21 protein-coding genes, 1 tRNA gene and 2 pseudogenes are annotated in these 23,477 nt (G+C 48.2%); 17 read left to right on the top strand and 7 right to left on the bottom strand.

Going from position 1 to position 23,477, the window contains the following annotated elements; genetic code table 11:
• Window positions 1-16 precede the first annotated feature (16 nt).
• The 5 genes and pseudogenes from HUN05_24125 to HUN05_24105 all read right to left on the bottom strand — a co-directional run bounded on the left by HUN05_24125 (window position 17) and on the right by HUN05_24105 (window position 5,533).
• Window positions 17-328, bottom strand: a complete 312-nt coding sequence (locus HUN05_24125) for a hypothetical protein (protein WDP87840.1) — start codon at window positions 326-328, stop codon at window positions 17-19.
• A 30-nt stretch (window positions 329-358) separates the two neighbouring features.
• Complete coding sequence (locus HUN05_24120) at window positions 359-1,858, bottom strand: BCCT family transporter (protein ID WDP87839.1); 1,500 nt, start codon at window positions 1,856-1,858, stop codon at window positions 359-361.
• A gap of 21 nt (window positions 1,859-1,879) precedes the next feature.
• A complete protein-coding gene (locus HUN05_24115; GenBank protein WDP87838.1) occupies window positions 1,880-3,301 on the bottom strand; it encodes a trimethylamine methyltransferase family protein in 1,422 nt (473 codons plus the stop codon).
• 263 nt (window positions 3,302-3,564) lie between these two features.
• Window positions 3,565-4,734, bottom strand: a complete 1,170-nt coding sequence (locus HUN05_24110) for an IS4 family transposase (protein WDP88212.1) — start codon at window positions 4,732-4,734, stop codon at window positions 3,565-3,567.
• Window positions 4,735-4,957: 223 nt separating this feature from the next.
• Window positions 4,958-5,533: pseudogene (locus tag HUN05_24105) on the bottom strand (signal transduction histidine-protein kinase AtoS).
• Between the two features lie 68 nt (window positions 5,534-5,601).
• On the opposite strand from HUN05_24105, the gene HUN05_24100 reads away from it, so the two are divergent.
• On the top strand, window positions 5,602-6,813 hold the full coding sequence (locus HUN05_24100) for an IS256 family transposase (GenBank protein ID WDP87837.1): 1,212 nt from the start codon (window positions 5,602-5,604) through the stop codon (window positions 6,811-6,813).
• Window positions 6,814-6,918: 105 nt separating this feature from the next.
• On the opposite strand, the gene HUN05_24095 is transcribed toward HUN05_24100, so the two are convergent.
• Window positions 6,919-7,347 carry a hypothetical protein gene (locus HUN05_24095; GenBank protein ID WDP87836.1) on the bottom strand — a complete coding sequence of 143 codons (429 nt, stop codon included), beginning with the start codon at window positions 7,345-7,347 and terminating at the stop codon, window positions 6,919-6,921.
• A gap of 399 nt (window positions 7,348-7,746) precedes the next feature.
• Window positions 7,747-7,823, bottom strand: a tRNA-Arg gene (locus HUN05_24090).
• A gap of 549 nt (window positions 7,824-8,372) precedes the next feature.
• Here HUN05_24090 and HUN05_24085 point away from each other — a divergent pair.
• The 16 genes and pseudogenes from HUN05_24085 (at window position 8,373) to HUN05_24010 (ending at window position 23,443) form a co-directional block, all read left to right on the top strand.
• Window positions 8,373-9,980 carry a hypothetical protein gene (locus tag HUN05_24085; GenBank protein WDP87835.1) on the top strand — a complete coding sequence of 536 codons (1,608 nt, stop codon included), beginning with the start codon at window positions 8,373-8,375 and terminating at the stop codon, window positions 9,978-9,980.
• Window positions 9,981-10,012: 32 nt separating this feature from the next.
• Window positions 10,013-11,146 carry a 4Fe-4S dicluster domain-containing protein gene (locus HUN05_24080; protein ID WDP87834.1) on the top strand — a complete coding sequence of 378 codons (1,134 nt, stop codon included), beginning with the start codon at window positions 10,013-10,015 and terminating at the stop codon, window positions 11,144-11,146.
• Window positions 11,146-12,345 carry a polysulfide reductase NrfD gene (gene nrfD / locus HUN05_24075; GenBank protein WDP87833.1) on the top strand — a complete coding sequence of 400 codons (1,200 nt, stop codon included), beginning with the start codon at window positions 11,146-11,148 and terminating at the stop codon, window positions 12,343-12,345. The genes HUN05_24080 and nrfD overlap by 1 nt, the downstream gene beginning before the upstream one ends.
• A gap of 273 nt (window positions 12,346-12,618) precedes the next feature.
• On the top strand, window positions 12,619-13,296 hold the full coding sequence (locus HUN05_24070) for a hypothetical protein (protein WDP87832.1): 678 nt from the start codon (window positions 12,619-12,621) through the stop codon (window positions 13,294-13,296).
• A 34-nt stretch (window positions 13,297-13,330) separates the two neighbouring features.
• A complete protein-coding gene (locus HUN05_24065; GenBank protein WDP87831.1) occupies window positions 13,331-14,719 on the top strand; it encodes a (Fe-S)-binding protein in 1,389 nt (462 codons plus the stop codon).
• 35 nt (window positions 14,720-14,754) lie between these two features.
• A complete protein-coding gene (locus tag HUN05_24060; GenBank protein WDP87830.1) occupies window positions 14,755-15,654 on the top strand; it encodes a universal stress protein in 900 nt (299 codons plus the stop codon).
• Window positions 15,655-15,676: 22 nt separating this feature from the next.
• Complete coding sequence (locus HUN05_24055) at window positions 15,677-16,033, top strand: response regulator (protein WDP87829.1); 357 nt, start codon at window positions 15,677-15,679, stop codon at window positions 16,031-16,033.
• A 14-nt stretch (window positions 16,034-16,047) separates the two neighbouring features.
• The gene (locus HUN05_24050; protein WDP87828.1) at window positions 16,048-17,544 is read left to right on the top strand and encodes a PAS domain-containing sensor histidine kinase; all 1,497 of its coding nucleotides are present in this window, start codon (window positions 16,048-16,050) and stop codon (window positions 17,542-17,544) included.
• Window positions 17,545-17,649: 105 nt separating this feature from the next.
• Complete coding sequence (locus tag HUN05_24045) at window positions 17,650-18,093, top strand: RrF2 family transcriptional regulator (protein WDP87827.1); 444 nt, start codon at window positions 17,650-17,652, stop codon at window positions 18,091-18,093.
• Window positions 18,094-18,374: 281 nt separating this feature from the next.
• Complete coding sequence (locus HUN05_24040) at window positions 18,375-19,481, top strand: PAS domain S-box protein (protein WDP87826.1); 1,107 nt, start codon at window positions 18,375-18,377, stop codon at window positions 19,479-19,481.
• A 39-nt stretch (window positions 19,482-19,520) separates the two neighbouring features.
• Complete coding sequence (locus HUN05_24035) at window positions 19,521-20,378, top strand: IS256 family transposase (GenBank protein WDP87825.1); 858 nt, start codon at window positions 19,521-19,523, stop codon at window positions 20,376-20,378.
• A 97-nt stretch (window positions 20,379-20,475) separates the two neighbouring features.
• A complete protein-coding gene (locus tag HUN05_24030) occupies window positions 20,476-21,645 on the top strand; it encodes an IS4 family transposase (GenBank protein WDP88211.1) in 1,170 nt (389 codons plus the stop codon).
• Window positions 21,646-21,659: 14 nt separating this feature from the next.
• Window positions 21,660-22,052, top strand: a pseudogene (locus HUN05_24025) (transposase).
• Window positions 22,053-22,236: 184 nt separating this feature from the next.
• Complete coding sequence (locus HUN05_24020) at window positions 22,237-22,662, top strand: GGDEF domain-containing protein (GenBank protein ID WDP88210.1); 426 nt, start codon at window positions 22,237-22,239, stop codon at window positions 22,660-22,662.
• A gap of 304 nt (window positions 22,663-22,966) precedes the next feature.
• Window positions 22,967-23,218, top strand: a complete 252-nt coding sequence (locus tag HUN05_24015; protein ID WDP87824.1) for a hypothetical protein — start codon at window positions 22,967-22,969, stop codon at window positions 23,216-23,218.
• Between the two features lie 42 nt (window positions 23,219-23,260).
• Window positions 23,261-23,443, top strand: coding sequence for a hypothetical protein (locus HUN05_24010; GenBank protein WDP87823.1), 183 nt, complete (start codon window positions 23,261-23,263; stop codon window positions 23,441-23,443).
• The last annotated feature ends 34 nt before the right edge of the window (window positions 23,444-23,477 follow it).

The raw sequence follows: 23,477 nt of genomic DNA, 5'->3' as shown, positions 1-23,477 counted from the left end.
CCCTCCCTGTATCCCGTCATCTTTTTTTTCGAGTGATTCCGAGTTGTTTCATATTATACCAGATACAGGCACGGGATACTCCGAAATGCTGCGCCCTTTCCGATTGTGTCATGTCATCATTTGTCTCCACATGGAGGCGCAAAGCTTCCAGATCCAAACTTCGTGGTCCTTTTGGACCGGGTTTCTTGTATGATAAACCATCTTCGGCAGACGTCCAGTTGTGAACACTTCCACGGGATACATTAAACTGACTGGCAGCTTCCGTCTTGCTTCCTCCATTTTCTACAAAATCTATAACGCGTTTGCGTAAATCTGATGAATATCTCATGGGGAAAATATAAGTTGTATAAATCCTTGTTCAAGTAATTGTTTGCTCTGCTATAAACGGCAGGGCACAGACAATGGATGCCGTCTGAAGTGCTTTGAGTCCGTCTGTCTGCAGGAGAATAATGGCCAGGGTACCCAGGACAAATCCCCAGACGATTTTCATGCCGGCCTTGGGTTCCAGGTCTCCTTTGGACATGAGCATGGCCACCAGAAAAGAGGCCGAGTCAGCAGAGGTGATCAAAAAGATGATCAGACTGATAAAAATTACGATGGAGGCGATAAAGCCAAATGGATAGGCGGACAGCAGGGTAAAGATACCGGATCCCATGTCGGCCTGAATGGCTTTCCACAGTTCTACAGTCCCCGCTCTTTCCGCAAGGATGGCAGCACCGCCGAAAATATCAAAGCAGACAAACATGACCACAGAAGGGATCAATACTACCCAGAGGATGAATTCTCTGACTGTTCTACCCTTGGAGATACGAGCAATAAAACCGCCCACAAAGGGGACCCAGGCAATCCAGAATGCCCAATAGAAAACAGTCCACCACCCCAGCCATTTGCCTTCAAAGGCCTGGTTCATGGAATCGGTCCAAAAGGTCATGGTGACAAAGTTGGACAGGTAGTGCCCCACGGAATCGGGAAACAGGTTCAACAGCTGCAGGGTGGGACCGGCAAGAAAGATGAACACGATAACAGCCAACGCCAGCCACAGGTTAATCAAACTCATGTATTTCAATCCCTGTTTCAGTCCGGAAACCGAAGAGGCGATATAGGCGATCATGAAAAGGACCAGCACAAAAACGGTAATGCCCGGGGTCATTTCCAGCCCGGTTATGTGGGTGACGCCGAATTTGATGGACAGGATGCCCAGGCCCAGTGCCGTACTGATGCCTGCGATGGTGGCAAAGGCAGTGACCAGGTTGGTGATTTTACTCCAGATGCTGGTTTCGGTTTTATCTTCCAGCAGACCGTAAAGGGAGGTGGCAATGGTCATGGGCTGATCGTGTCTAAAGGAGAAATAGGCAATGCCCAGACCGCCGACAGCATAGAGGGACCAGGGATGAAACCCCCAGTGGAGATAGGCTATCTGCAGGGCCACAGGCACGGCATCTGCTGTCCCCGGCTCAGCCCCGTAAGGGGTCTGCATATAATGGTAAAGGGGTTCTGCAATGCCCCAGAAGATAAATCCCAGGCCGATGCCGGCTGAAAAAAGCATGGCCAGCCAGGACACGGTTGAAAATTCAGGCTCGTCATCATCCTTGCCCAGTTTCATCTGTGCATAGGGGCCCACAGCCATCCAAAAGGAAAAGACTAAACAGGCAGCAGTGAACAGCATATAGTACCAGGTGAAATTGGTGGTAATGAACGACTGCATGGACTTGAGCGTTGTTGCAAGTTTATCCGGTGTTGCAATGCCTAAGCCCACAACGATACCAAAGACGATCAGGGTGGTCCAGAACAGCTGGTGGTCTGTTTTTCCTAGAAATTTTTCCATCATACCTGTTTGACTACTTGTTTGTGTTGCCATTTGTTAAGTTTCCCTTTTTGGTTAATTGTTATACTTTTTTTCAACATAGGCATTAAGTCCTTGTTCAACACCCGGATCAATTTCAGGTGTCTTGTAGGACTCAATCCTCTTGTTTACATATTCAGTTGCCCGGGCAACCATGTCGCCGTTGTTTTTGGCGATCCAGTCGTCATAGGTGCTTTTGCGTGTCAGGTTGGCCGGAAAAAAGGCGGTCCTGCATTTTGCGGCGGTTTCAGGCTGCATCATGTAGGAGCCTGAGGCGCCCACTCGTTTGATCAAATCGGTGTTGATGCTGGCATCGGTGATCTCAAGGGGGGCTACGGCCCGCTTGATCATGCCGCAAACCTCTTCGTCAATAACAAATTTTTCCAGGCTGACCGCAGCATAGGCCCCGAGGATACCGCAGGCCTGGTGAATAAAATGGGCGCCGGAGATGACAGGGGCCGCCATGAGCAGGGCCGATTCGATTCCGGCCTGGGCATTGATGGAATAGGCGTCGGTGAGGTTGCCCCCGTAACGGCAGGGCAGGCCGTAGTGCTCGGCCATCTGGGTGGCTATGGCGGTGAGCTGCAGGGATTCTGGGCCGCCCAAGCTGACCCCTCCGGTTCGCATGTCCGAGGCACAGGAGGTGCCGCCGCAGACACAGGGAACGCCCGGTTTAATGAGCTGGGCCAGGGTTATGCCGGCCAGGCTTTCAGCCATTTCCTGGGCCGTACTGCCGGCAATCTCAATGGGCCCGGTGATGCCTGCCAATACCATGGAGGAGATGAGCAGGGCCTGGCCGTTACGGGCAAATTCAATGAGCCCTTCCAGGGTATCGTCTGCATAGGAGAGGGGGGAGAGGGGATTCACCGATACAATGGAAACAGGGTGGTCAAGTTCCGAGGCCTTTTTTCCCCAGACAATTTGGGTCATGTCAGCGATTTCCCGACCGTTTTCCCTGGCGCAGGGGTTGGAAATTAAAGGCTTGTCAGTCATGGTTATGGCGGCATGAAGCATGCGGGTGGCAGCTTCTTTGGGGGCAAATTCCGCCGGAACCGCCATGGCGCCTGCGGCAAAATCCACATGCGCCGAGGTCTGGACCAGACGGCACATATTTTCCTGGTCTGCAAAACAGGCGTTGCGCCGGGTACCGTCTGGATCAATGACAAAGGGGGCGGTCCAGGCAGGTCCAAAGGCAAAGTGATCTCCACCCAGGCGGACATTTTTTTCAGGATTCCGTGCCATGATGGTAAATTCCGACGGCACGGTCTCCAATGCCTTGAGCACCTGGGATTCTTCAAAATAAACCGTGTCACCGTCAACCTTGAACCCGTGGGCTTTAAAGGTGTCAATGGCTTCGGCCAGTTTGAATGCCACGCCGGTCTCTTTGAGGATACGCATGGCCGCATTGTGGATAATATTGATCTGTTCTTTTGTAAGGGGCTGTAATCTGTTTCCCATGTCAATTTTTCCTTTTCAGATACCTTGAAAGTCTCCGGAGGGTGATTGTCAATTTTTTATCTTTTAATTTCAGACAGTTATGCCTTTTCAGGCAAGGCGGGTAAAAAAAGAGACAGGAACGAACCTATGAAAAATGTTAAAATAAAAAAATAAAATTTAATAAAATTATCAATTTTTTTTAAAGCAGGCCCTCTACTTAAAGACGGGGGATGAAATATTTTGTTTAAATGAAATAACTTGTATTAAATTTCAGTGATGTCCGGTTAGGTTTTTGCTTGCTCAATAATTTTTTGATCTTTGACAATATTGTCCCTGTTTGAACTATGAGAGCCCTGCTCCTCGCAGCCAAACAGGTCATTTAGAATGGCGGTTCGCAGCTGCCGAACTCTTTTGATCGTGACCTTTTCATTAAACTGTTTTTGGCAATGGATTGTCAGTAACAGGTAAGTGATAAGGCCGCCAAGAATCTGAACCATAAGGCCGTATTCACTGCGGGCAATGAGATGATATACCTTCAGATGTTCTTTCCACCATTTGAAAAAATCCTCAATGGTCCACCGGAGTTTATAAATTGTTGCTATTTGTTCCGCTGTTAAATCATGCCTGTCAGTTGCCACATAGTATTTGACGCCAGCAATTTTATAGCCAACAACCCGAACAGGCCTTTTCGTCTGGTTTTGATTCGGAGTACCAAGTTTAACCAGTGCATCATAAAAAATGTAGCTGTCGGAAGGGGTCTCGTGGTTATCAATAATTGTTCTTGTTGTCCTGGTTTTTATACGGCAGACAAAATGTTTGCCTTGCTCCTGAAGCAGGTCAAATTCTTTATGGGATTGATATCCACGATCCATAACACCTGTTTGCCCCTTGGAAAGTATTTTGGGAACAAAAGTGCGTTCAGCGCCGTTGCCTTCAGTCAAAAAGATTTTGTTTGGGATTCCGTGATTAATGTCAAATCCGCAATGTACTTTGGCTTTTTTACTTCCTTTTCTGTAGTTCGCCCAGTGCATTGAAAGGACTGCATTTATGAGACTACCGTCAATGGAAACCAACTCTCCTAACTCGGCGTGTTCACCCGGATGACACTCAAGAGCCTGTTTATAAAGATCCTCAAAGATAAATTGCAGTTGTTCGAGTCCCCTGTGATTGATGGCTTCACAGAAACTACTACGGCTGATACCACCGTCTGGCGCAATATTTTCTTTAGCAAAAACATTCTCCTTGAGATCCTGAATTAAATGTCGGGCAGACTTGTGCTCCTGAAGATGGAAATAAACCAAAGCATTTATCTGGTCTTCGAATGTCATTTTTAAAGGGCGGTCTCCTCGAGATTGTAATTCCGGTGCTTTTGAAAGTGACTTTATCAGAGAGCACCTGAAATTGTCAAAGTTCAGGGACCGTAGTTGTTTTTTAGGGACTGAGATGTGCGTCATTTGAGCTCCTTGAGTTAAATTTTCAAGGCGCACAAAAATTTTTACGCACATTTGTCAACACAAAACAGACTGTTTTTTCAATGATTTTAGATGCTTTTTATATGCAACAACCTAACCGGACACTACTGATAAAAAGGGTATAATTCATTAGGGTCCCTCCGATTTTTTATGAGCCTTTCACGGCCTGATGTTATGGGTTGGCACAGCCCCCTTGGTTTTGGGACTATACCATAGTTTCCCGGGAAAAAGGCAGTTCCACCATGAAACAGGCCCCGCCCAATTTTGAAACCCCGATATCCAGTTTCCCCTGATGGTCCGTTATGATTCGGTGACAAAGACTGAGACCGATGCCGGTACTATGACTTTTGGTTGTAAAAAAAGGATCAAACACCTTTAACCGGACATTCCATGACACCCCCGGCCCGTCATCTTCCACCCGGATAATGATTTTATCATTCTCCGGATGGGAGGAAATCAGGATACGCCCCTTGTTTCCATGCTCAAGGATGGCGTCTGCAGCGTTGTTGATTAAATTCAGAATCACCTCCTCAATGAGATGGGGTTCGGCAATGCATTGGGGCAAATTTTTGGCCAGGTCATCCTCTATCTGTATCCCTTTTTTGTTCAGGGTGAACCGGGTCAGCTTCACGGCTTCTTTGACCGGATCATTGATATGGCCCACGTCAAACTTAGGTTCTCCGGGCTTGGCAAAATTCATCACCCGCTTGATCACCGATTCAATTTTTCCGGAAGCCGACCGGATGGCTTCAATGGACAAAGCGATTTTTTCTGTTTTTTCGAGGGCGTTCAAAATTCTGTGTCAGTTGAATGAAAGCTGATATACTCAGCTAAATAAGGAGAACTGACATGACCGAAGAAAACACCGAATTTGATTTTCAAAAAGCCCTTAAAGGCATCCAGGAAGGTAAACCCTTCACAGGTAAGGGCGGCGTCCTTACATCATTAATCAAAAATCTTGCTGAAGCTGCTCTTGAAGGAGAGTTGGAGTCCCATCTCGGGCAGGAAGTTTCTGCCAACCGCCGTAATGGAAAAAGCAAAAAGACCATTAAATCCCTGGATGATAAATTTGAGCTAAAAACCCCGCGTGACAGGGCCGGAACCTTCTCTCCACAGATCGTCAAAAAACATCAGACAACGCTCAGCGATGAAATTGAAAGAAAGATAATAGCCCTTTACGGCCTGGGCATGAGTTATAATGATATGGCTTCCCATTTACAGGAAATCTATGGACTTGAGATTTCAAATGCCACTCTGAGCACCATTACCGATAAAATCATCCATACCGTCAAAGAATGGCAGGCCAGGCCGTTGGAAAATGTGTACCCAATCGTATGGCTTGATGCCATACATTATAAAGTACGAGAAAACGGAAAGGTCGGCAGCAAGGCCGTTTACACAATTCTTGGGGTGAATATCGAGGGCCGCAAAGAGGTTCTTGGGCTGTACATATCCGAGAATGAGGGTGCGAACTTCTGGCTGCAGGTGTTAACAGACCTTTCAAACCGAGGGGTAAAAGATATCCTGATTGCCTGTGTTGATGGTCTAAAAGGTTTTCCCGAGGCCATTGAGACCATATTCCCGGACACAGAAGTTCAACTCTGCGTAGTCCACCAGATCCGAAATTCATTGAAATACGTTGGTTCCAAAAATAAAAAGAAATTTATGGCAGATCTAAAACGTGTTTATAAAGCGGTCAATAAGGATCTGGCCGAAGAAGAACTGGATATCTTGGAAAATAAATGGAATGACAAATACCCGATTGTGATAAAATCCTGGCGGAACAACTGGGAACGCCTCAGTCATTTCTTTAAATATCCAGAAGAGATTCGACGGATAATATACACCACAAATACCATTGAGGCTGTGCATCGACAGTTTCGAAAACTGACCAAAACAAAGGGATCATTCCCGAACCAGGACAGCCTGTTAAAGCTGCTTTACATGGGGATCCAGAACGCCAGTAAAAAATGGACAATGCCGATTCAAAATTGGTCACTGACAATTTCCCAGTTGGCAATTTTCTTTGAAGGCCGGCTGGATAAAGAGCTGGGAATTTGATAGGGATTTATTTACAGATGGAAAAGATGGTTCCAGGAACTCCACTCCAGCAAAAGTCAACTCCTCCGACGTGGCTGATTGAAGGCCCATTCTCGGACCTGACTTTTACTTCCGCTGGCGCTGAGGCAGATCCGAGAACCGAAACCGTGACACAGAATTCTGAACATTCCCATTAGTTCCCTGGCAAGCAAGACCAAGCATATTTGCCCACATTTGGGTCCCACTTTCATCTTTTACCAGAACGAAGACGCTTTGGTCCTCTTCCTTATGTTTGACATATTCAACCCGGGTTTCATACTTTTGACTATCAATGATAAGAACCTTGGCATCTCGCATCAACTGATCTACCTGAGCCGTATTTCCATTTTTTTTGTACACAGTTTCCTTTTGAATGTCCTCTAATTCCCTATCCACAGATGTCCCGTCCAAGATATGGATATTCGGCTCAAACGAAAACCAGCCACCCCATGCATTCCCTACAAGCGCCATTACCACCACAGAAACAAAAGTTGTCTTTTTGATCATTCCACTCATGCTTACCGCCCCCTCATTAGATTGCCTAAGTTAAAATCCTTTTAGATTTAGAGCATTTTTCCACAGGAAAAGTAATGAATAAAATTCATTAAATTACAACAATTCATTTAATTTGTTATTGCCCATAAACAAGCCAATACATCCACACCATGATATGCGCAAGGCAGATCTGTAATGCCATTGCGCATATCATGGTATTAGAGCAGACCGTTGTCGATTTAGAAAAAGGCAGGACTGAAAAAAATAAAGCTGGGTTGATTGCCAGAGTTACAAATTATGATTTTATCATAAACCTTGAAGGCAATGTATTTTGATTTGTCATTGAAAATAGTAATTACCTCTATTGTATCCCTAAAATAAAAAAGGTCTTCAGAAAGAGTTGAAAAACCGTGATATTAATGGCACGCCCGGAGGGATTCGAACCCCCGGCCTATGGATTCGAAGTCCAGTGCTCTATCCAGCTGAGCTACGGGCGCGCAAACCCTTTGGGAACTCAATAGTTCAACATTGTGTTTATCATAGAATCAAGGGATTGGCAATTGTCCCTGATCCATCATACAGCACCATCTTCTTCGTTGTCTTGGTTTTCTCATCACTGCGGAGTATTACACCTTTTTTGCCGTTTGCTTGGCGCCGCAATATGGTACCTTGTTTGGTGGCCAGGAAAGCACGGAACATCCCCATATTCAGGCAAATATAAAATTAGGCGGTTGATTTGGGTTGTTAGAAGGGGGCTGTTAGGACAAAACAGCACAGATGCTGCCGAGATTATCCTGTTCAGCAAAAAAACAACACCGGACAGTACTATCCCATTGGAGCTGGGAGATATGCCGGCCTTGTCATATTTTCATGGGAAAATGACAATTCACCGGTGAAACTGTTAAAAAAATCATTACGAAAAACCAGAAATCATAGGGGCTATTTTTTTGTTGACTTAATCATATGAAAATGGTAGGAATTAATCCTACCGATTTGGTTGGATACACAAACCACCCGATATTTAAACATAATCAGGGGATTTAACCATGCTTAAACTCAGACCATTTCATCTGATCATTTTAGTGATAACGGCTTTTTTCCTTTTGTTTTCCTTTTCCGGACAGGCCAGTATCAAAGACAGGGAAGAAAAAAAACCGGATATGATCACGATTGATCTTGGACCGGATTTTGGCAAGAATGAAATGGCCGAGGTTACCTTTCTCCACGATTTGCACAGTCTGGCCCTTGACCAGCAATGCCTGTCCTGCCACGATCAGAAAAAAGAGGCGTTTGATTTTTCATTCATCCCCGCTGATCAGCAGCCATCCATGGAGAGCTACCATGACAAGTGCATTGCCTGCCATGTTGAAAAAAAAGCTGCGAACATTCCGTCCGGCCCCATGGCTGAGCAATGCGGCGCTTGTCATCAACGCAATCCTTCCATGGTTTCATCCAGAACAAATTTAAGATTTGATAAATCCCTTCATTATGTCCATGTGGATTCAGCCAAGATCAAGGGGAAGGGCGCAGAAGACAAGGAGAATTGCTCTGCCTGCCATCACCGGTACAATTCTGACCAAAAAGAGCTGGTCTATACAAAAGATGAAGAAGAATCCTGTGCCTATTGCCATGGTGCCGAAGAAAAAATTTTGGAGAACAAAGGCCGGGTCAAAAATATCCGCCAGGCCTCTCACCAGTCCTGCGTGGCCTGCCACCAGGAGATAAAAACCCAAAACGGAGCTGCCGGGCCGATTTCCTGTGGCGGATGCCATGACAGCCGGGAACAGGAGGCAATGGCATTGGCCCGGTCCAAAAAAAATATGGACATTCCCCGGCTTAAAAGAGGCCAGCCCGACCAGGTGCTGCTCACGCCCTGGGAAAAAGAGATCAAGGATCCCGCCCCCCTTATGCCGGCCGTGGCATTTGACCACAAGTTCCATGAAGATCAGACCCTGACCTGTAAATCCTGTCACCATGAAAGCTTGAAAAAATGCAGTGACTGCCACACCCCGGGCGGGGGGGAGGAAAACGGCGGATTTATAAGCCTTGCAGATGCCATGCATTCTCCCCGGGCCGAGCAATCCTGCATCGGCTGCCATCAGCAGGAGACAACGGCCGTGGAATGCGCCGGCTGCCATGCCCGGATGCCGGATACCGTTCAAAAGGATCCTGCCTCGTGCAAGGTTTGCCACACCCTGGCTCCTGAGGATTATCAAAAGGGTCAGGACCTTGCCTTGGCCGCTGCTGAAGCCGTGGCGCTTCGTTCTCAAAAAACACCCCGGGATTTGGCTGAAAAAATTCCTGAAACCGTGGTGATAGAAGATTTATCCCAGGAGTATGAACCCAGCCAGTTCCCCCATGGCAAGGTGGTCCGTGCCCTGATGGAAAAAACAGAAAAAAGTGCTCTGGCCAGGGCCTTTCACCGGGACCCCTCAGGCCTATGCATGGGCTGCCACCACAACAGTCCTGCCTCCCTTGAACCGCCCAAATGCGGATCCTGCCATGATAAGAACGGCCCGGGATCTGATAAAATATCAGGCAAGCCCGGTTTAAAAGGGGCTTTTCACGGCCAGTGCATCACCTGCCACCAGGAGATGAAGGTGACCCAGGTTCCGGCCACCGATTGTGTCAAATGTCATGAATTAAAAAAATAAAATATCCATTGGATTCAAAAAAAGGGTTTATTATGGCTATTTCTCGCAGACAGTTTTTGGGCACGCTTGGCGCTGCCGTGGGTGCAGCAGCCCCTTTGACAGGCTCCCATGCCGCAGGCAAAACATTTGAGGGGCATCCGGACAGTTCCGGGGTGCTCCACGATACCACCTTGTGCATTGGATGCCGTAAATGTGAACAGGCATGCAACCGGGTCAATGATCTTCCAAAGCCCGAGCAACCCTTTGATGATCTTTCCCTGCTCGATCAAAAAAGGCGGACCCATGCGGATATCTATACCGTGGTCAACCGGTTTGAACCTGAAAACACAGGGGCCACTGCCCCGGTGTTTGCCAAAAAACAGTGCAACCACTGCCTGGAACCTGCCTGTGCCTCGGCCTGTTTTGTCAAGGCCTTTACCAAGACACCCCAGGGGGCCGTGGTCTATGATGAGTCCCTCTGCGTGGGCTGCCGGTACTGCATGGTGGCCTGTCCCTTTGAAGTGCCGGCCTATGAGTATGACAATCCTTTGACCCCCAAGGTGACCAAATGCACCCTCTGCGCCCCCAGGCTGGCCCAGGGAAAACTTCCCGGATGTGTGGACGCCTGTCCCAGAGAGGCTTTGATTTTTGGCAAACGAGACCGTTTGATCAAAATTGCAAGGCAGCGGATCATGGACCGGCCCCACCTGTATCTGGACCATATCTACGGTGAACATGAAATGGGAGGTACCTCCTGGCTCTACCTGGCAGGGGTCCCCTTTGAATCTTTGGGCATGAGAGAGGATTTGGGCACTAAATCGGCCCCGGAACTGACCTCAGGCCCGTTGTCTGCGGTTCCTGTGGTGGTCGGGCTCTGGCCGGTTCTGCTCACCGGGGTCTATGCCATTTCAAAACGCAAGGAAAAGATTGCCCGGGAGGAAAAACAAGCGGTCCTAAAAGATGCCCGGCAAAAAGCCCGGGAAGAGCTTACCGCCGCCCTTGAAACCCAAAGGGAGAAAATGACCCAGGAAAAGACGGCTGCCATCAATTTCGAGGTGAAAAAAGCCCTGGAAGAGGCTGCAAAAAAAGAGGCTGCCCCAGAAGACCCCCCGGCCGACCGTGTTGAAAAAAATATTTCAGGAACTCAGACACCCCCTTCACCGGGCACAGGCCAACAGGAGGAATAATGAAACAGATCGTGGATCAAATCAAAGATAAACTCTTGGAAAAGCAGGTGCCCCAAACCCCTTGGCTTTCCCCCTTTAATGTGATCACCGGAATTATTTTAGCAATAGGACTTGTCCTGACCATTTTAAGGTTTACCATGGGCCTTGAAACCGTGACCAACCTGGACAATAACAATCCCTGGGGCATCTGGATCGGGTTTGACCTGCTCTGCGGGGTGGCCCTGGCTGCCGGCGGCTATGTGACTTCGGCCACCTGTTATATTTTCGGGCTCAAGCGATTCCACTCCGCCGTACGGCCTGCCATTCTCACGGCGTTTTTAGGATATGCCCTGGTGGTCCTGGCCCTTCACTATGATGTGGGCCGTCCCTGGCGTCTGCCCTACCCGGTTTTTTATTCCCAGGGCACCTCTTCTCTGCTCTTTGAAGTGGGCTTGTGCGTCTTTTTATATCTGAGCGTTCTTTTTATTGAGTACAGCCCTGCGGCTCTGGAATGGCTGGGGTTTAAACGGGCAAGAAACCTCATTGTCCGGCTGACCCTTGTACTGACCATCTTTGGGGTGATTTTGTCCATCCTTCACCAGAGTTCTTTGGGCGCTCTTTTTATGATTGCTCCCTCAAAACTCCACCCCCTGTGGTATTCGTCTTATCTGCCGGTCTACTTTTTTATCTCCTCCATGTTTGCCGGCATGTCCATGGTGATCTTTGAAGGCAGTCTGGCCCACCGATTTCTCCACCATAAAATGGATTCAACCCATCTGGATGAAAGCCGGGGTGTGACCCTTGGATTCTCAAAGGCCGCCTCCTTTGTCATGATGGGATATGTGAGCATCAAAATCATTGGCCTGGCCATGGACAATCATTGGCATTATCTGGCCACGGGTTGGGGCATTTGGTACCTGGTGGAACTGGTTGGGTTTGTGGTATTTCCGGCACTGCTCTTTGGGGCAGCCCACCGGGAGAAAAATTTGACATTTGCCAGGGCCGCAGCCCTGTGGACGGTGCTGGGCATTGTCCTGAACCGGTTTAACATTTCAATTATTGCCTTTAATTACCATTTGCCGGCAGATCAGCGCTATTTTCCCAGTCTCATGGAAATTGCCACCTCAATTTTCATTGTGACCCTGGGTGTTGTTATCTACCGGTTCATCTGCACCCGGATGCCCATTCTCCATGAGCACCCGGACTATAAGGCCCACTAAGGGCCATACCCTAAAGGGCAGAAACCGGGCCGCCACTTCCGGCCGCCCGCAGCAAAACATGAGACCCCCTCGCCGGTTGGATAGGGGGGGATATAAACCAGACAAGCCTCAGGAGGATATTTTGGACATTTTTACCCTGCAAGATTTTTATACCTTCACCAAGGGCATAACCTATTTGATCATGGGCGGTATCTTGATCTTCATGCCTTTATACTGGCATTTTTTAACAGACAGGGAAGATGATTAGACATCTTAAGATGAAAGGAAATTTTCATGCATGATTTATTAACCGGCACCTTTTTCTGGATTGCCCTTGGCATCTGCCTGACCGGCATGCTGGTCCGGTTTGTTCTTTATTTTAAGGGATTGAGCTGGCAGCTGGACCGGGTGGCCTACCGGGCCCATCCCAAGGCAGGCCTTAAAGGGGCGGTCCGATCCATTTATAAATGGCTGATTCCCTTTGGCACAAGGGGCTGGCAGACTCAGCCCTTTATCACCCTGGCCTTTTTCGGATTTCATCTGGGCGCTGTTTTTGTTCCCCTCTTTCTCATGGGCCATGTCTTTTTTGTGGAAGAAAAACTGGGGATTTCATTGTTTACCCTCAGTGCCGCTGCCGGAGACGTCCTCTCCTGGACCGCCCTGGCTGCAGGATCGCTTCTTTTGATCAGACGGCTGGTGCTGCCGGAAGTCAGAATTTTAACCACCTGGAAGGATATCATGATTCTGGGTCTTTCCATGGCCCCTTTTGCCACTGGCCTTTTGGCCAGGTATCAGGTGGGCGATTACGGATTTTGGCTGAATATGCATATCTTGTGCGGAGAGGTTCTGCTGGTGGCCATTCCCTTTACCAAGCTTTCCCATGTGTTTTTGTTTTTTGCTTCAAGGGCCCAGCTGGGAATGGATTTTGGCATTAAGCGCGGCGGAATGAAAGGAACAAAAATGGCCTGGTAACCAAATCCAGTGACCATGGAGGAGAATATCGATCATGCCGGAAGGAATTTATTGTAATAAACAAACCGTGGATACCCCGGAAGGGGTGAACAAATTATTGTCCGACACCAGCGGCAACACCTATTACCAGGAAATGGAAGTCTTGGATGTGGACACTGACCTTTTGTGGAAAACCATCCAGAATACCTGCAAGTCCAGGATCAGAACATGGCTGGAAATCTGTGCCCATTGCGGGATGTGCGCCGATTCCTGCTTTCTTTACGAGGTCAACGGTAAAAATCCCAAACAGGTGCCCGCCTATAAGATTCAGTCCACTTTAGGGGAAATTATCAAGCGCAAAGGAAAGGTGGACAACGCCCTTATGCGCCATGCCATGAGAGTGGCCTGGGCCGAGTGCTCCTGCTGCAACCGCTGCGGCATGTATTGTCCCCACGGCATTGATACGGGGATCATGTTCGGCTACCTAAGAGGCCTGCTCTACAACCAGGGGTTTGTGCCCTGGGAGCTTAAGATCGGGGCGGGCATGCACAGGGCCTACCGGGCACAGATGGATGTGACGGACGAGGACTTTGTGGACACCTTTGAGTGGATGGTGGAAGAGTACGAGGATGACTATCCCGGCCTCACGGTCCCGGTGGACAAACAGGGGGCGGATATCATGTACACGGTCAACGCCCGGGAGGTCAAGCATTACCCCGAAGACCTGGCCGAGGCCGCCATTCTTTTTCATCTGGCAGGTGAGAGCTGGACCGTGCCCTCCAAGGGATGGGAACAGACCAGTCTTGCCATGTTTGCAGGCGATTGGGCCGCCTGCAAGATGCAGGTGGAAAGTGTGTATGAGGCCATGGAGCGGCTGACACCCAAACGGATGGTGGGCACGGAATGCGGTCATGCCCACAGGGCAACGGTGATCGAAGGCCCCTATTGGGCGGGTCGAAAAGACGGTCAGCCCCCGGCACCCTCCATCCATTATGTGGAGTGGCTGGCAGAGGCTTTGAATACCGGCAGGCTGAGGGTTGATCCGTCCAAACGGATCAAGGAGTTGGTCACCCTCCAGGATTCCTGCAACTATATCCGGAACCACGGCCTGAAAAGAGCCACAAGGGATATCATGTCCCATATTGTGGAACCCGGCTTTTTCATTGAAATGGCCCCCAACAAGGAGCACAACTATTGCTGCGGCGGGGGCGGGGGATTCAACGGAATCGGAAAATTTCGAAAAGAGCGGAATATTGCCCTGATCAAAAAACGGGACCAGATCCTTGAAACCGGGGCCAAACTGGTCATTGCCCCCTGCCACAACTGCTGGGATGCCATAAGGGACCTTGAAGAAGAGTATGAGATCGGTATCCGCTGGTCGTTTTTAAAGCCGCTGCTCATTAAAATGCTGGTGATTCCCGACCATTTAAAACCCGAAGAATAGCCCGAAATTTAAAAAATACTTTATGAGAGGGGCCTATGTTTAAAAAAATCTTGTTTGCAACCTCGGCCACCCCGGCCAGCGACCATGCCGCACGGGTTGCCTTTAACATGTCCGGGGAATATAACGCCCAGCTGAATATCTTTCATGTTCTCGGGGTGCCGTCCAGGGGCTTCAGCCAGGTGGTGGTGGATGTGAAAACAAAGGAAAAGGTGGGGGTGGATGAAGAGTATCTGTTCGGGGTCACCGAGGAGATTAAAGCCTATTACGCCAAATATCTTGAAAACGGACTGGATTACACCATTGATGTGGCCGTGGGATTTCCGGCCCGGGAAATTTTGCGGCAGGCCAAAATGACCCAGCCCGACCTCATCCTTTTGGGCGGCAGCACCGGGGATGAGGAAGAGAGTGTTTACAAAAAGGTCTCTGCCAGTTCCACCCTCCAGCGAGTGGCCAAGTCCGCCCCCTGCCCGGTGATGGCCGTGAACCGCCCGGCCGCCTCTTTCTGGGGAGGCATGTCCAATATTTTGTTCGGCACCGACTTTTCAAAGACCTCTGACAAGGCCTTTGATTTTGCCGCCAGACTGGCCAAGGCCATGGATTGCGAGCTGCATGTCTTCCATGCCCTGGATATCACGGGACTTCAATCGGGCCGGCTGCTGGACCAGGATGAAATCGAACAACAGATCCGGGAGAGCCTGCGAAAGATCCGGGCCCGGTACCAGCCCCGGCTAAAAGAGCTGAAAAGTTACTCCATGGACGTATGGGAAGGAATACCCTTTATTGAAATCGTCAAATATGCCAGGGATAAACATGCAGACCTCATTGTCATGGCCCACCATTCAAGACGGATACCCGATGAGCAGGGCCGGTTGGGGGGGAATGTGGAGCAGGTCATTGTCAGAGCAGGGTGCCCTGTGCTCAGTGTCAATAAATAACAATCAATGCTGAGAGGATGTTATGAAAAAGAAAATTCTGGTGATTGATGATGATTTAAATGTCAGGGATTATCTTGCGTCATTGTTCCAGGACCAGGGATATGAAGTCTTTGAGGCAGGGGATGTCAAAGAGGGGATAGAACAGGCCAAAGCCCGGCATCCGGATCTGATTACCCTGGATATTGAAATGCCCGGGGAGTGGGGCCCAAGGTTTTATCGTCAACTGACCCAGGAAGCGGATTTAAAAAATATCCCCGTGATTGTCATCTCCGGTCTTTCCGGCCATCAATATGCCGTGGTCAAGGCCGTGGCGTCGGTGTCAAAGCCCTTTGACCGGGATGAACTGCTTAAAATCGTCAAGGAAACCTTGAATTCATGACCTAAAGGGGACGTATGGCAAAACAGGTTTTACTCATTGACAGGGATCAGGATCATGCCCAGGCCGTGACAATGTATATCCGACGTAAACATTATGATGCTGTCATTTCCACCTCAAATGAACAGACCATGCTGTTTCTGGATAATCATGACCTGGACATCGTCATTGCCCATGCCTTTGTCACGCCTGAAACCGGCCAGTATCTTCTGGCCTATAAAGCGGCAAATCCCCTGGTTCAGATCATCGTCACCGCCCAGGGGGAAGACCTGGATGAGGCCATGGATCTGTACGGCCTCCATGCCCTGGACTATTTGGATCTGCCCATCAATTCCCGTGCCCTTGACCTGGCCCTGGCAAGGGCGGATGCCCAGACCGCGTTGCTCACCCGGATGGATCTTTACACGGGCCGGCTTGAGGATCTTCACCATGCCCGGAACCTTTTCAATCAATTGTTTGAAGAGGTTCCCTGTTATATTTCGGTTCAGGACCGGAATTTGAGAATTACCGCAGCCAACCGGCGGTTTAAGCGGGATTTCGGCAGTCTTGTGGGCGGGTTTTGTTACGAGGTATACAAACATAGGTCTTCCCCGTGCAGGCAATGCCCGGTGGTGGCCACCTTTAAGGACGGCAAATCCCATACCACCGAGGAAATCGTCACCTCCAAAGAGGGCAAGCAGTACAACGTGCTGACCCAGACCGCAGCCATCAGAAACGGAGAGGGAAAAATTGCCCAGGTCATGGAAATGTCCACCAATATTACCCAGATTCGCCAGCTTCAGGATCACCTGGTCTCTTTGGGCCTGATGCTCGGTTCCATGTCCCACGGGGTAAAGGGGATGCTCACGGCCTTGGACGGGGGGATTTACCAGCTGGAAGCAGGTCTGGATCAACAAGATGAAAAACGGATGACCCTGGCCTTTGGCCAGATCAAGCACATGGCCGATAAAATTAAGAAAATGGTTCTGGAAATATTATACTATGCAAAGTCCAGGGAGCTGCAGTATGAGACAAAAGATATTGCAAAGATGACCGCCAATGTGGTGGCTACCCTCACGCCTTTGACCCGGAAACACAAGATTCATTTTATGGTCTCCATTGCCCATGATCTCGGGACCATTGAGGTGGATCCCCAATGGATGGAGGCGGCCCTGGTGAATTTTTTGGAAAATGCTGTGGATGCCTGCCTCTTTGACCGGAACCGTAAAACCCATGAGGTCTCTTTTATCGTGGAGAAAAAATCCAGGACCGATATCTGCTTTACCATCCAGGACAACGGCATTGGCATGGATGCAGAGACCAAAAACAAGATGTTTACTTTGTTTTTTACCTCCAAGGGGTCCCAGGGAACAGGACTGGGGCTGTTTATTGCCCATAGGGTGATCAAATACCACGGCGGAACCGTTGAGGTGGATTCCCACCCGGGCAAGGGCAGCCGGTTTATTATCTGTTTTCCGTTTCAAAAACCTGAAAATGCCAAGATGATGGCCTATCCCGGAAAAGACAAGGGATGAGATGATTGGATCATCGTTGACAATCCCTTCAGCCTGGCATACAACCAGGGATCCTGAAATGTGTCAGAAAATTTTTTCAATGATTAAACGGAGCAAAAAATATCCATGCGACTGACCACCAAAAGCAGATACGGAACCCGCCTTATTTTGGATATCGCCATGTACGGTACCCAAAAACCGGTCCCTTTAAGTGATGTGTCTAAACGTCAGAATATATCATTGAAATATCTGGAACAGCTCAGCCGGAAGCTTCGGGACGCTGGTATTATTAAAAGCCAGCGAGGTCCCTTTGGCGGCCATATGCTGGCCAAACCCACCCATGAAATCACCATTGGGGACATTGTCCGGATCCTTGAAGAATCCACGGCCATTACCGATTGCGCCGAGCAGGCCAAAAAAACCTGCGGGGTCTGCAATAAAGCCGGGGAATGCCTGTCAAGATGGGTCTGGGTAGAAGCCTCCCGGGCCATGTTTGACCGGCTGGACAATATCACCATTGACAGCCTTCTCACCCTAGACTCCACAAGCTTTAACAACAATCAAGCCTGATTGGCGCAAGACTGCTGTTGATCAATGTCAACCAGACACATTTTTAAAGGCAGTTGCAGGACTTTTTTTGATTCCATGCATCGGTCCTTGTCTTTTGGATAGATCAGCCGAGTTGGTTTTTTTGATTTTTCCCAGGCGGGACAATTAAAAAAATTAAACGAATTGTTTGATTTACGATATGATATGGCCTTACTATACATGAATATCCCTCTCGCTTTTATTGTACAGGGCGGCAATTATGATACAAATTTATTTGAACCTGTGGTATGTTTTTGGCGAAAATGCCCATTAAAATAAAAATATCGCTTATACTGGCCGTTGCCGCGGGTTTGGTCTGCCTGGTGAACTTTTTTGCCCTGGACCCGGTCGTTTTTTCGGTATCCTCAGATGAGGCTGCCGTGGGGCAGGGCCGGTCCCGGTTCATGGTGTATTCCATGGGACTTGTTTTTGCCACGGTCCTGGCCGTTCTGCCGGTTATGTATCTGCTTTTGACAAAAATACGCCGGATTGATGAAATGCGTCAAAGGATGGATACGGCTTTCAAAAATAGTGAGGACCGGTTCAAAGGGCTGCGCGAGGCATCTTTCGGAGGGGTCGCCCTCCATGACCAGGGTGTTATTCTGGACTCAAATACTGCCCTCTCCGATATTAGCGGATACTCGAACGAGGAGCTTAAGGGCATGGACGGGTTGAATCTCATCGCGCCGGAATGGCAGACCACGGTCATGGAGAATATCCAATCGGATTATGCCCATGCCTATGATGTCATGGGGTGTAAAAAGGACGGCGCTGTTTTCCCCCTTGAAATCAGGGGCAAGACCATTCCCTATCAGGGAAAAAAGGTCCGAGTGACTGAATTTCGGGATATCACGGACAGAAAGAACATGGAGCGTCGCCTGACCCAGGCCCTTGATGAGTTAAACACCATCATAGACAGCTGCCAGGTGGGGATCATGGTTCTCAAGGGTGGCCGGGTTTTATATAGGGGAAATCAGCGGTTGGCAGATATTCTCGGCTATGCCGCCCCTGAACAGATGGCAGGGCTGAGTATGGCCCAGCTGCACGTGAACCGGGAGCGGTTTGAAGAATTCGGGGAAAAGTATTTTAATCGCCTGATCCATGGCGAGCAGATCCAGATCGAATATCAGTTAAAGGCCCTTAACGGCCAACCGGTCTGGTGCACCTTGTCAGGCAAGGCCATTGATTCCTGCAGGCCCCCGGATTTATCAAAGGGGGTGGTCTGGATGGTGGATGACATTTCCCAAAAGCGCAGGACACAGGAAAAACTCGAGCTTCTGGCCAAAACCGATTCTTTGACCGGCCTGTATAATCGCCGGCATTTCATGACCCTGGCCCAAGGAGGGCGTTCAAAATTCTGTGTCAGTTGAATGAAAGCTGATATACTCAGCTAAATAAGGAGAACTGACATGACCGAAGAAAACACCGAATTTGATTTTCAAAAAGCCCTTAAAGGCATCCAGGAAGGTAAACCCTTCACAGGTAAGGGCGGCGTCCTTACATCATTAATCAAAAATCTTGCTGAAGCTGCTCTTGAAGGAGAGTTGGAGTCCCATCTCGGGCAGGAAGTTTCTGCCAACCGCCGTAATGGAAAAAGCAAAAAGACCATTAAATCCCTGGATGGTAAATTTGAGCTGGAAACCCCGCGTGACAGGGCCGGAACCTTCTCTCCACAGATCGTCAAAAAACATCAGACAACGCTCAGCGATGAAATTGAAAGAAAGATAATAGCCCTTTACGGCCTGGGCATGAGTTATAATGATATGGCTTCCCATTTACAGGAAATCTATGGACTTGAGATTTCAAATGCCACTCTGAGCACCATTACCGATAAAATCATCCATACCGTCAAAGAATGGCAGGCCAGGCCGTTGGAAAATGTGTACCCAATCGTATGGCTTGATGCCATACATTATAAAGTACGAGAAAACGGAAAGGTCGGCAGCAAAGCCGTTTACACAATTCTTGGGGTGAATATCGAGGGCCGCAAAGAGGTTCTTGGGCTGTACATATCCGAGAATGAGGGTGCGAACTTCTGGCTGCAGGTGTTAACAGACCTTTCAAACCGAGGGGTAAAAGATATCCTGATTGCCTGTGTTGATGGTCTAAAAGGTTTTCCCGAGGCCATTGAGACCATATTCCCGGACACAGAAGTTCAACTCTGCGTAGTCCACCAGATCCGAAATTCATTGAAATACGTTGGTTCCAAAAATAAAAAGGAATTTATGGCAGATCTCAGTAGTGTCCGGTTAGGTTGTTGCATATAAAAAGCATCTAAAATCATTGAAAAAACAGTCTGTTTTGTGTTGACAAATGTGCGTAAAAATTTTTGTGCGCCTTGAAAATTTAACTCAAGGAGCTCAAATGACGCACATCTCAGTCCCTAAAAAACAACTACGGTCCCTGAACTTTGACAATTTCAGGTGCCCTCTGATAAAGTCACTTTCAAAAGCACCGGAATTACAATCTCGAGGAGACCGCCCTTTAAAAATGACATTCGAAGACCAGATAAATGCTTTGGTTTATTTCCATCTTCAGGAGCACAAGTCTGCCCGACATTTAATTCAGGATCTCAAGGAGAATGTTTTTGCTAAAGAAAATATTGCGCCAGACGGTGGTATCAGCCGTAGTAGTTTCTGTGAAGCCATCAATCACAGGGGACTCGAACAACTGCAATTTATCTTTGAGGATCTTTATAAACAGGCTCTTGAGTGTCATCCGGGTGAACACGCCGAGTTAGGAGAGTTGGTTTCCATTGACGGTAGTCTCATAAATGCAGTCCTTTCAATGCACTGGGCGAACTACAGAAAAGGAAGTAAAAAAGCCAAAGTACATTGCGGATTTGACATTAATCACGGAATCCCAAACAAAATCTTTTTGACTGAAGGCAACGGCGCTGAACGCACTTTTGTTCCCAAAATACTTTCCAAGGGGCAAACAGGTGTTATGGATCGTGGATATCAATCCCATAAAGAATTTGACCTGCTTCAGGAGCAAGGCAAACATTTTGTCTGCCGTATAAAAACCAGGACAACAAGAACAATTATTGATAACCACGAGACCCCTTCCGACAGCTACATTTTTTATGATGCACTGGTTAAACTTGGTACTCCGAATCAAAACCAGACGAAAAGGCCTGTTCGGGTTGTTGGCTATAAAATTGCTGGCGTCAAATACTATGTGGCAACTGACAGGCATGATTTAACAGCGGAACAAATAGCAACAATTTATAAACTCCGGTGGACCATTGAGGATTTTTTCAAATGGTGGAAAGAACATCTGAAGGTATATCATCTCATTGCCCGCAGTGAATACGGCCTTATGGTTCAGATTCTTGGCGGCCTTATCACTTACCTGTTACTGGCAATCCATTGCCAAAAACAGTTTAATGAAAAGGTCACGATCAAAAGAGTTCGGCAGCTGCGAACCGCCATTCTAAATGACCTGTTTGGCTGCGAGGAGCAGGGCTCTCATAGTTCAAACAGGGACAATATTGTCAAAGATCAAAAAATTATTGAGCAAGCAAAAACCTAACCGGACATCACTGGGCAGATCTAAAACGTGTTTATAAAGCGGTCAATAAGGATCTGGCCGAAGAAGAACTGGATATCTTGGAAAATAAATGGAATGACAAATACCCGATTGTGATAAAATCCTGGCGGAACAACTGGGAACGCCTCAGTCATTTCTTTAAATATCCAGAAGAGATTCGACGGATAATATACACCACAAATACCATTGAGGCTGTGCATCGACAGTTTCGAAAACTGACCAAAACAAAGGGATCATTCCCGAACCAGGACAGCCTGTTAAAGCTGCTTTACATGGGGATCCAGAACGCCAGTAAAAAATGGACAATGCCGATTCAAAATTGGTCACTGACAATTTCCCAGTTGGCAATTTTCTTTGAAGGCCGGCTGGATAAAGAGCTGGGAATTTGATAGGGATTTATTTACAGATGGAAAAGATGGTTCCAGGAACTCCACTCCAGCAAAAGTCAACTCCTCCGACGTGGCTGATTGAAGGCCCATTCTCGGACCTGACTTTTACTTCCGCTGGCGCTGAGGCAGATCCGGGAACCGAAACCGTGACACAGAATTCTGAACATTCCCGGCCCAAGCGGAAATTAAACGCCAGACCCGTTACCCTGACCGGGGACTTTCCCTGATCATGATTGACCTGGACCGGTTCAAAAAGATAAACGATACCCATGGCCACGACGTCGGAGACCGGGTGCTTAAAATCTTTGCCCAAACAGGGGCCAAGATACTGCGGGATGTGGATTTTTTGGCCCGGTTCGGGGGCGAGGAATTTATCGCCCTGCTGCCGGAAACAGACGCAAACGGGGCCGGCGTTACAGCGGAACGCCTGAGGCAGGCCGTTGAATCCTGCGTGGTCACCGTGGACGATCAGACTTTGCATTTTACCATCAGCCTGGGCGTTGCCGTCTGGTCCCAAAAAATCAACACCGTCCATAAAATGTTCACTGCTGCGGATAAGGCCTTGTACAGCGCAAAACAAGAGGGCCGGAACCGGGTGGCCTTTCACTGAGGGTTTTGTTTTTCCAGGGAATCGTTTTAAAGCCAAGGTCTTTATTCTAAACCCCAAATTGGGGTAAAAACCGTCTTATCTATTTTTTCCCAAAAAATATGTGTCCCATTGTGGTCCTGAATTATCAGGAGCGGCATTTTTCAAAGCAGCAAATCTCTATTTGAGAGTTGATTTTTATTCTGGTATAAGACATTTTTATGCAACAATTCTGGATTATCATCATAATGGAATCCGGGGAATATGCATATTGGCAAAAAAACAGATTTTCAGCTTTTCTCGTTTTTAAAGATAAAGGTGCTCTGTTATGCTGCTTTGGATAAATTCAATCATTTTCAACAAATTTTTCCGGTTTGGCCTGGCCGCTCTCCTCCTTATTTTCATAACAGCCTGCAGCCTCAGCCTGGAGGGTATTGCCGAAATCGATGATGAGGACAGACTGATTCAGATTGCCAGGGAAAATCAAGAATGGGAGATCAGTCTTGCTGCCCTGAAAAAAGGGGCGCATTCCCATTTTTCCGGTTTTAAAAAGGCCTGTCTTTTAGAGCAAAAAGAATGATATCCTCTGTTACGCTGAAATGAACATAAATGGATTGTGCTAATGAAGAAAGCTGAAGATTGTAATACTGTTGATGAAGTCCTTGCATGCCTCAAAGAACTGGAAGAAGATCCAAATCGCTTGGTTCGTAACGCTAACGAATTAGAACAGATGGAGCAGGAAATCCTTGAGTATACAAATCGGATAAGCGCCTTTTTTTTAAAAAAAAGATCCAGGCCTCAGTAGATTCCTCTGAACAGGTCGACCAAGAAAAAGAATT

The organism is Desulfobacter sp., assembly GCA_028768545.1.
Classification (GTDB): Bacteria; Desulfobacterota; Desulfobacteria; order Desulfobacterales; family Desulfobacteraceae; genus Desulfobacter.
Note: the sequence above shows the minus strand (reverse complement) of the source record. Positions and strands in the feature narration are given on the sequence as shown.

What these genes read in the sequence shown, in the direction of transcription:
- HUN05_24125 (WDP87840.1), bottom strand. Translation starts at nt 328, where the DNA reads ATGAGATATTCATCAGATTTACGCAAACGCGTTATAGATTTTGTAGAA.
- HUN05_24120 (WDP87839.1), bottom strand. Translation starts at nt 1,858, where the DNA reads ATGGCAACACAAACAAGTAGTCAAACAGGTATGATGGAAAAATTTCTA.
- HUN05_24115 (WDP87838.1), bottom strand. Translation starts at nt 3,301, where the DNA reads ATGGGAAACAGATTACAGCCCCTTACAAAAGAACAGATCAATATTATC.
- HUN05_24110 (WDP88212.1), bottom strand. Translation starts at nt 4,734, where the DNA reads ATGACGCACATCTCAGTCCCTAAAAAACAACTACGGTCCCTGAACTTT.
- HUN05_24100 (WDP87837.1), top strand. Translation starts at nt 5,602, where the DNA reads ATGACCGAAGAAAACACCGAATTTGATTTTCAAAAAGCCCTTAAAGGC.
- HUN05_24095 (WDP87836.1), bottom strand. Translation starts at nt 7,347, where the DNA reads ATGAGTGGAATGATCAAAAAGACAACTTTTGTTTCTGTGGTGGTAATG.
- HUN05_24085 (WDP87835.1), top strand. Translation starts at nt 8,373, where the DNA reads ATGCTTAAACTCAGACCATTTCATCTGATCATTTTAGTGATAACGGCT.
- HUN05_24080 (WDP87834.1), top strand. Translation starts at nt 10,013, where the DNA reads ATGGCTATTTCTCGCAGACAGTTTTTGGGCACGCTTGGCGCTGCCGTG.
- nrfD (WDP87833.1), top strand. Translation starts at nt 11,146, where the DNA reads ATGAAACAGATCGTGGATCAAATCAAAGATAAACTCTTGGAAAAGCAG.
- HUN05_24070 (WDP87832.1), top strand. Translation starts at nt 12,619, where the DNA reads ATGCATGATTTATTAACCGGCACCTTTTTCTGGATTGCCCTTGGCATC.
- HUN05_24065 (WDP87831.1), top strand. Translation starts at nt 13,331, where the DNA reads ATGCCGGAAGGAATTTATTGTAATAAACAAACCGTGGATACCCCGGAA.
- HUN05_24060 (WDP87830.1), top strand. Translation starts at nt 14,755, where the DNA reads ATGTTTAAAAAAATCTTGTTTGCAACCTCGGCCACCCCGGCCAGCGAC.
- HUN05_24055 (WDP87829.1), top strand. Translation starts at nt 15,677, where the DNA reads ATGAAAAAGAAAATTCTGGTGATTGATGATGATTTAAATGTCAGGGAT.
- HUN05_24050 (WDP87828.1), top strand. Translation starts at nt 16,048, where the DNA reads ATGGCAAAACAGGTTTTACTCATTGACAGGGATCAGGATCATGCCCAG.
- HUN05_24045 (WDP87827.1), top strand. Translation starts at nt 17,650, where the DNA reads ATGCGACTGACCACCAAAAGCAGATACGGAACCCGCCTTATTTTGGAT.
- HUN05_24040 (WDP87826.1), top strand. Translation starts at nt 18,375, where the DNA reads ATGCCCATTAAAATAAAAATATCGCTTATACTGGCCGTTGCCGCGGGT.
- HUN05_24035 (WDP87825.1), top strand. Translation starts at nt 19,521, where the DNA reads ATGACCGAAGAAAACACCGAATTTGATTTTCAAAAAGCCCTTAAAGGC.
- HUN05_24030 (WDP88211.1), top strand. Translation starts at nt 20,476, where the DNA reads ATGACGCACATCTCAGTCCCTAAAAAACAACTACGGTCCCTGAACTTT.
- HUN05_24015 (WDP87824.1), top strand. Translation starts at nt 22,967, where the DNA reads ATGCTGCTTTGGATAAATTCAATCATTTTCAACAAATTTTTCCGGTTT.
- HUN05_24010 (WDP87823.1), top strand. Translation starts at nt 23,261, where the DNA reads ATGAAGAAAGCTGAAGATTGTAATACTGTTGATGAAGTCCTTGCATGC.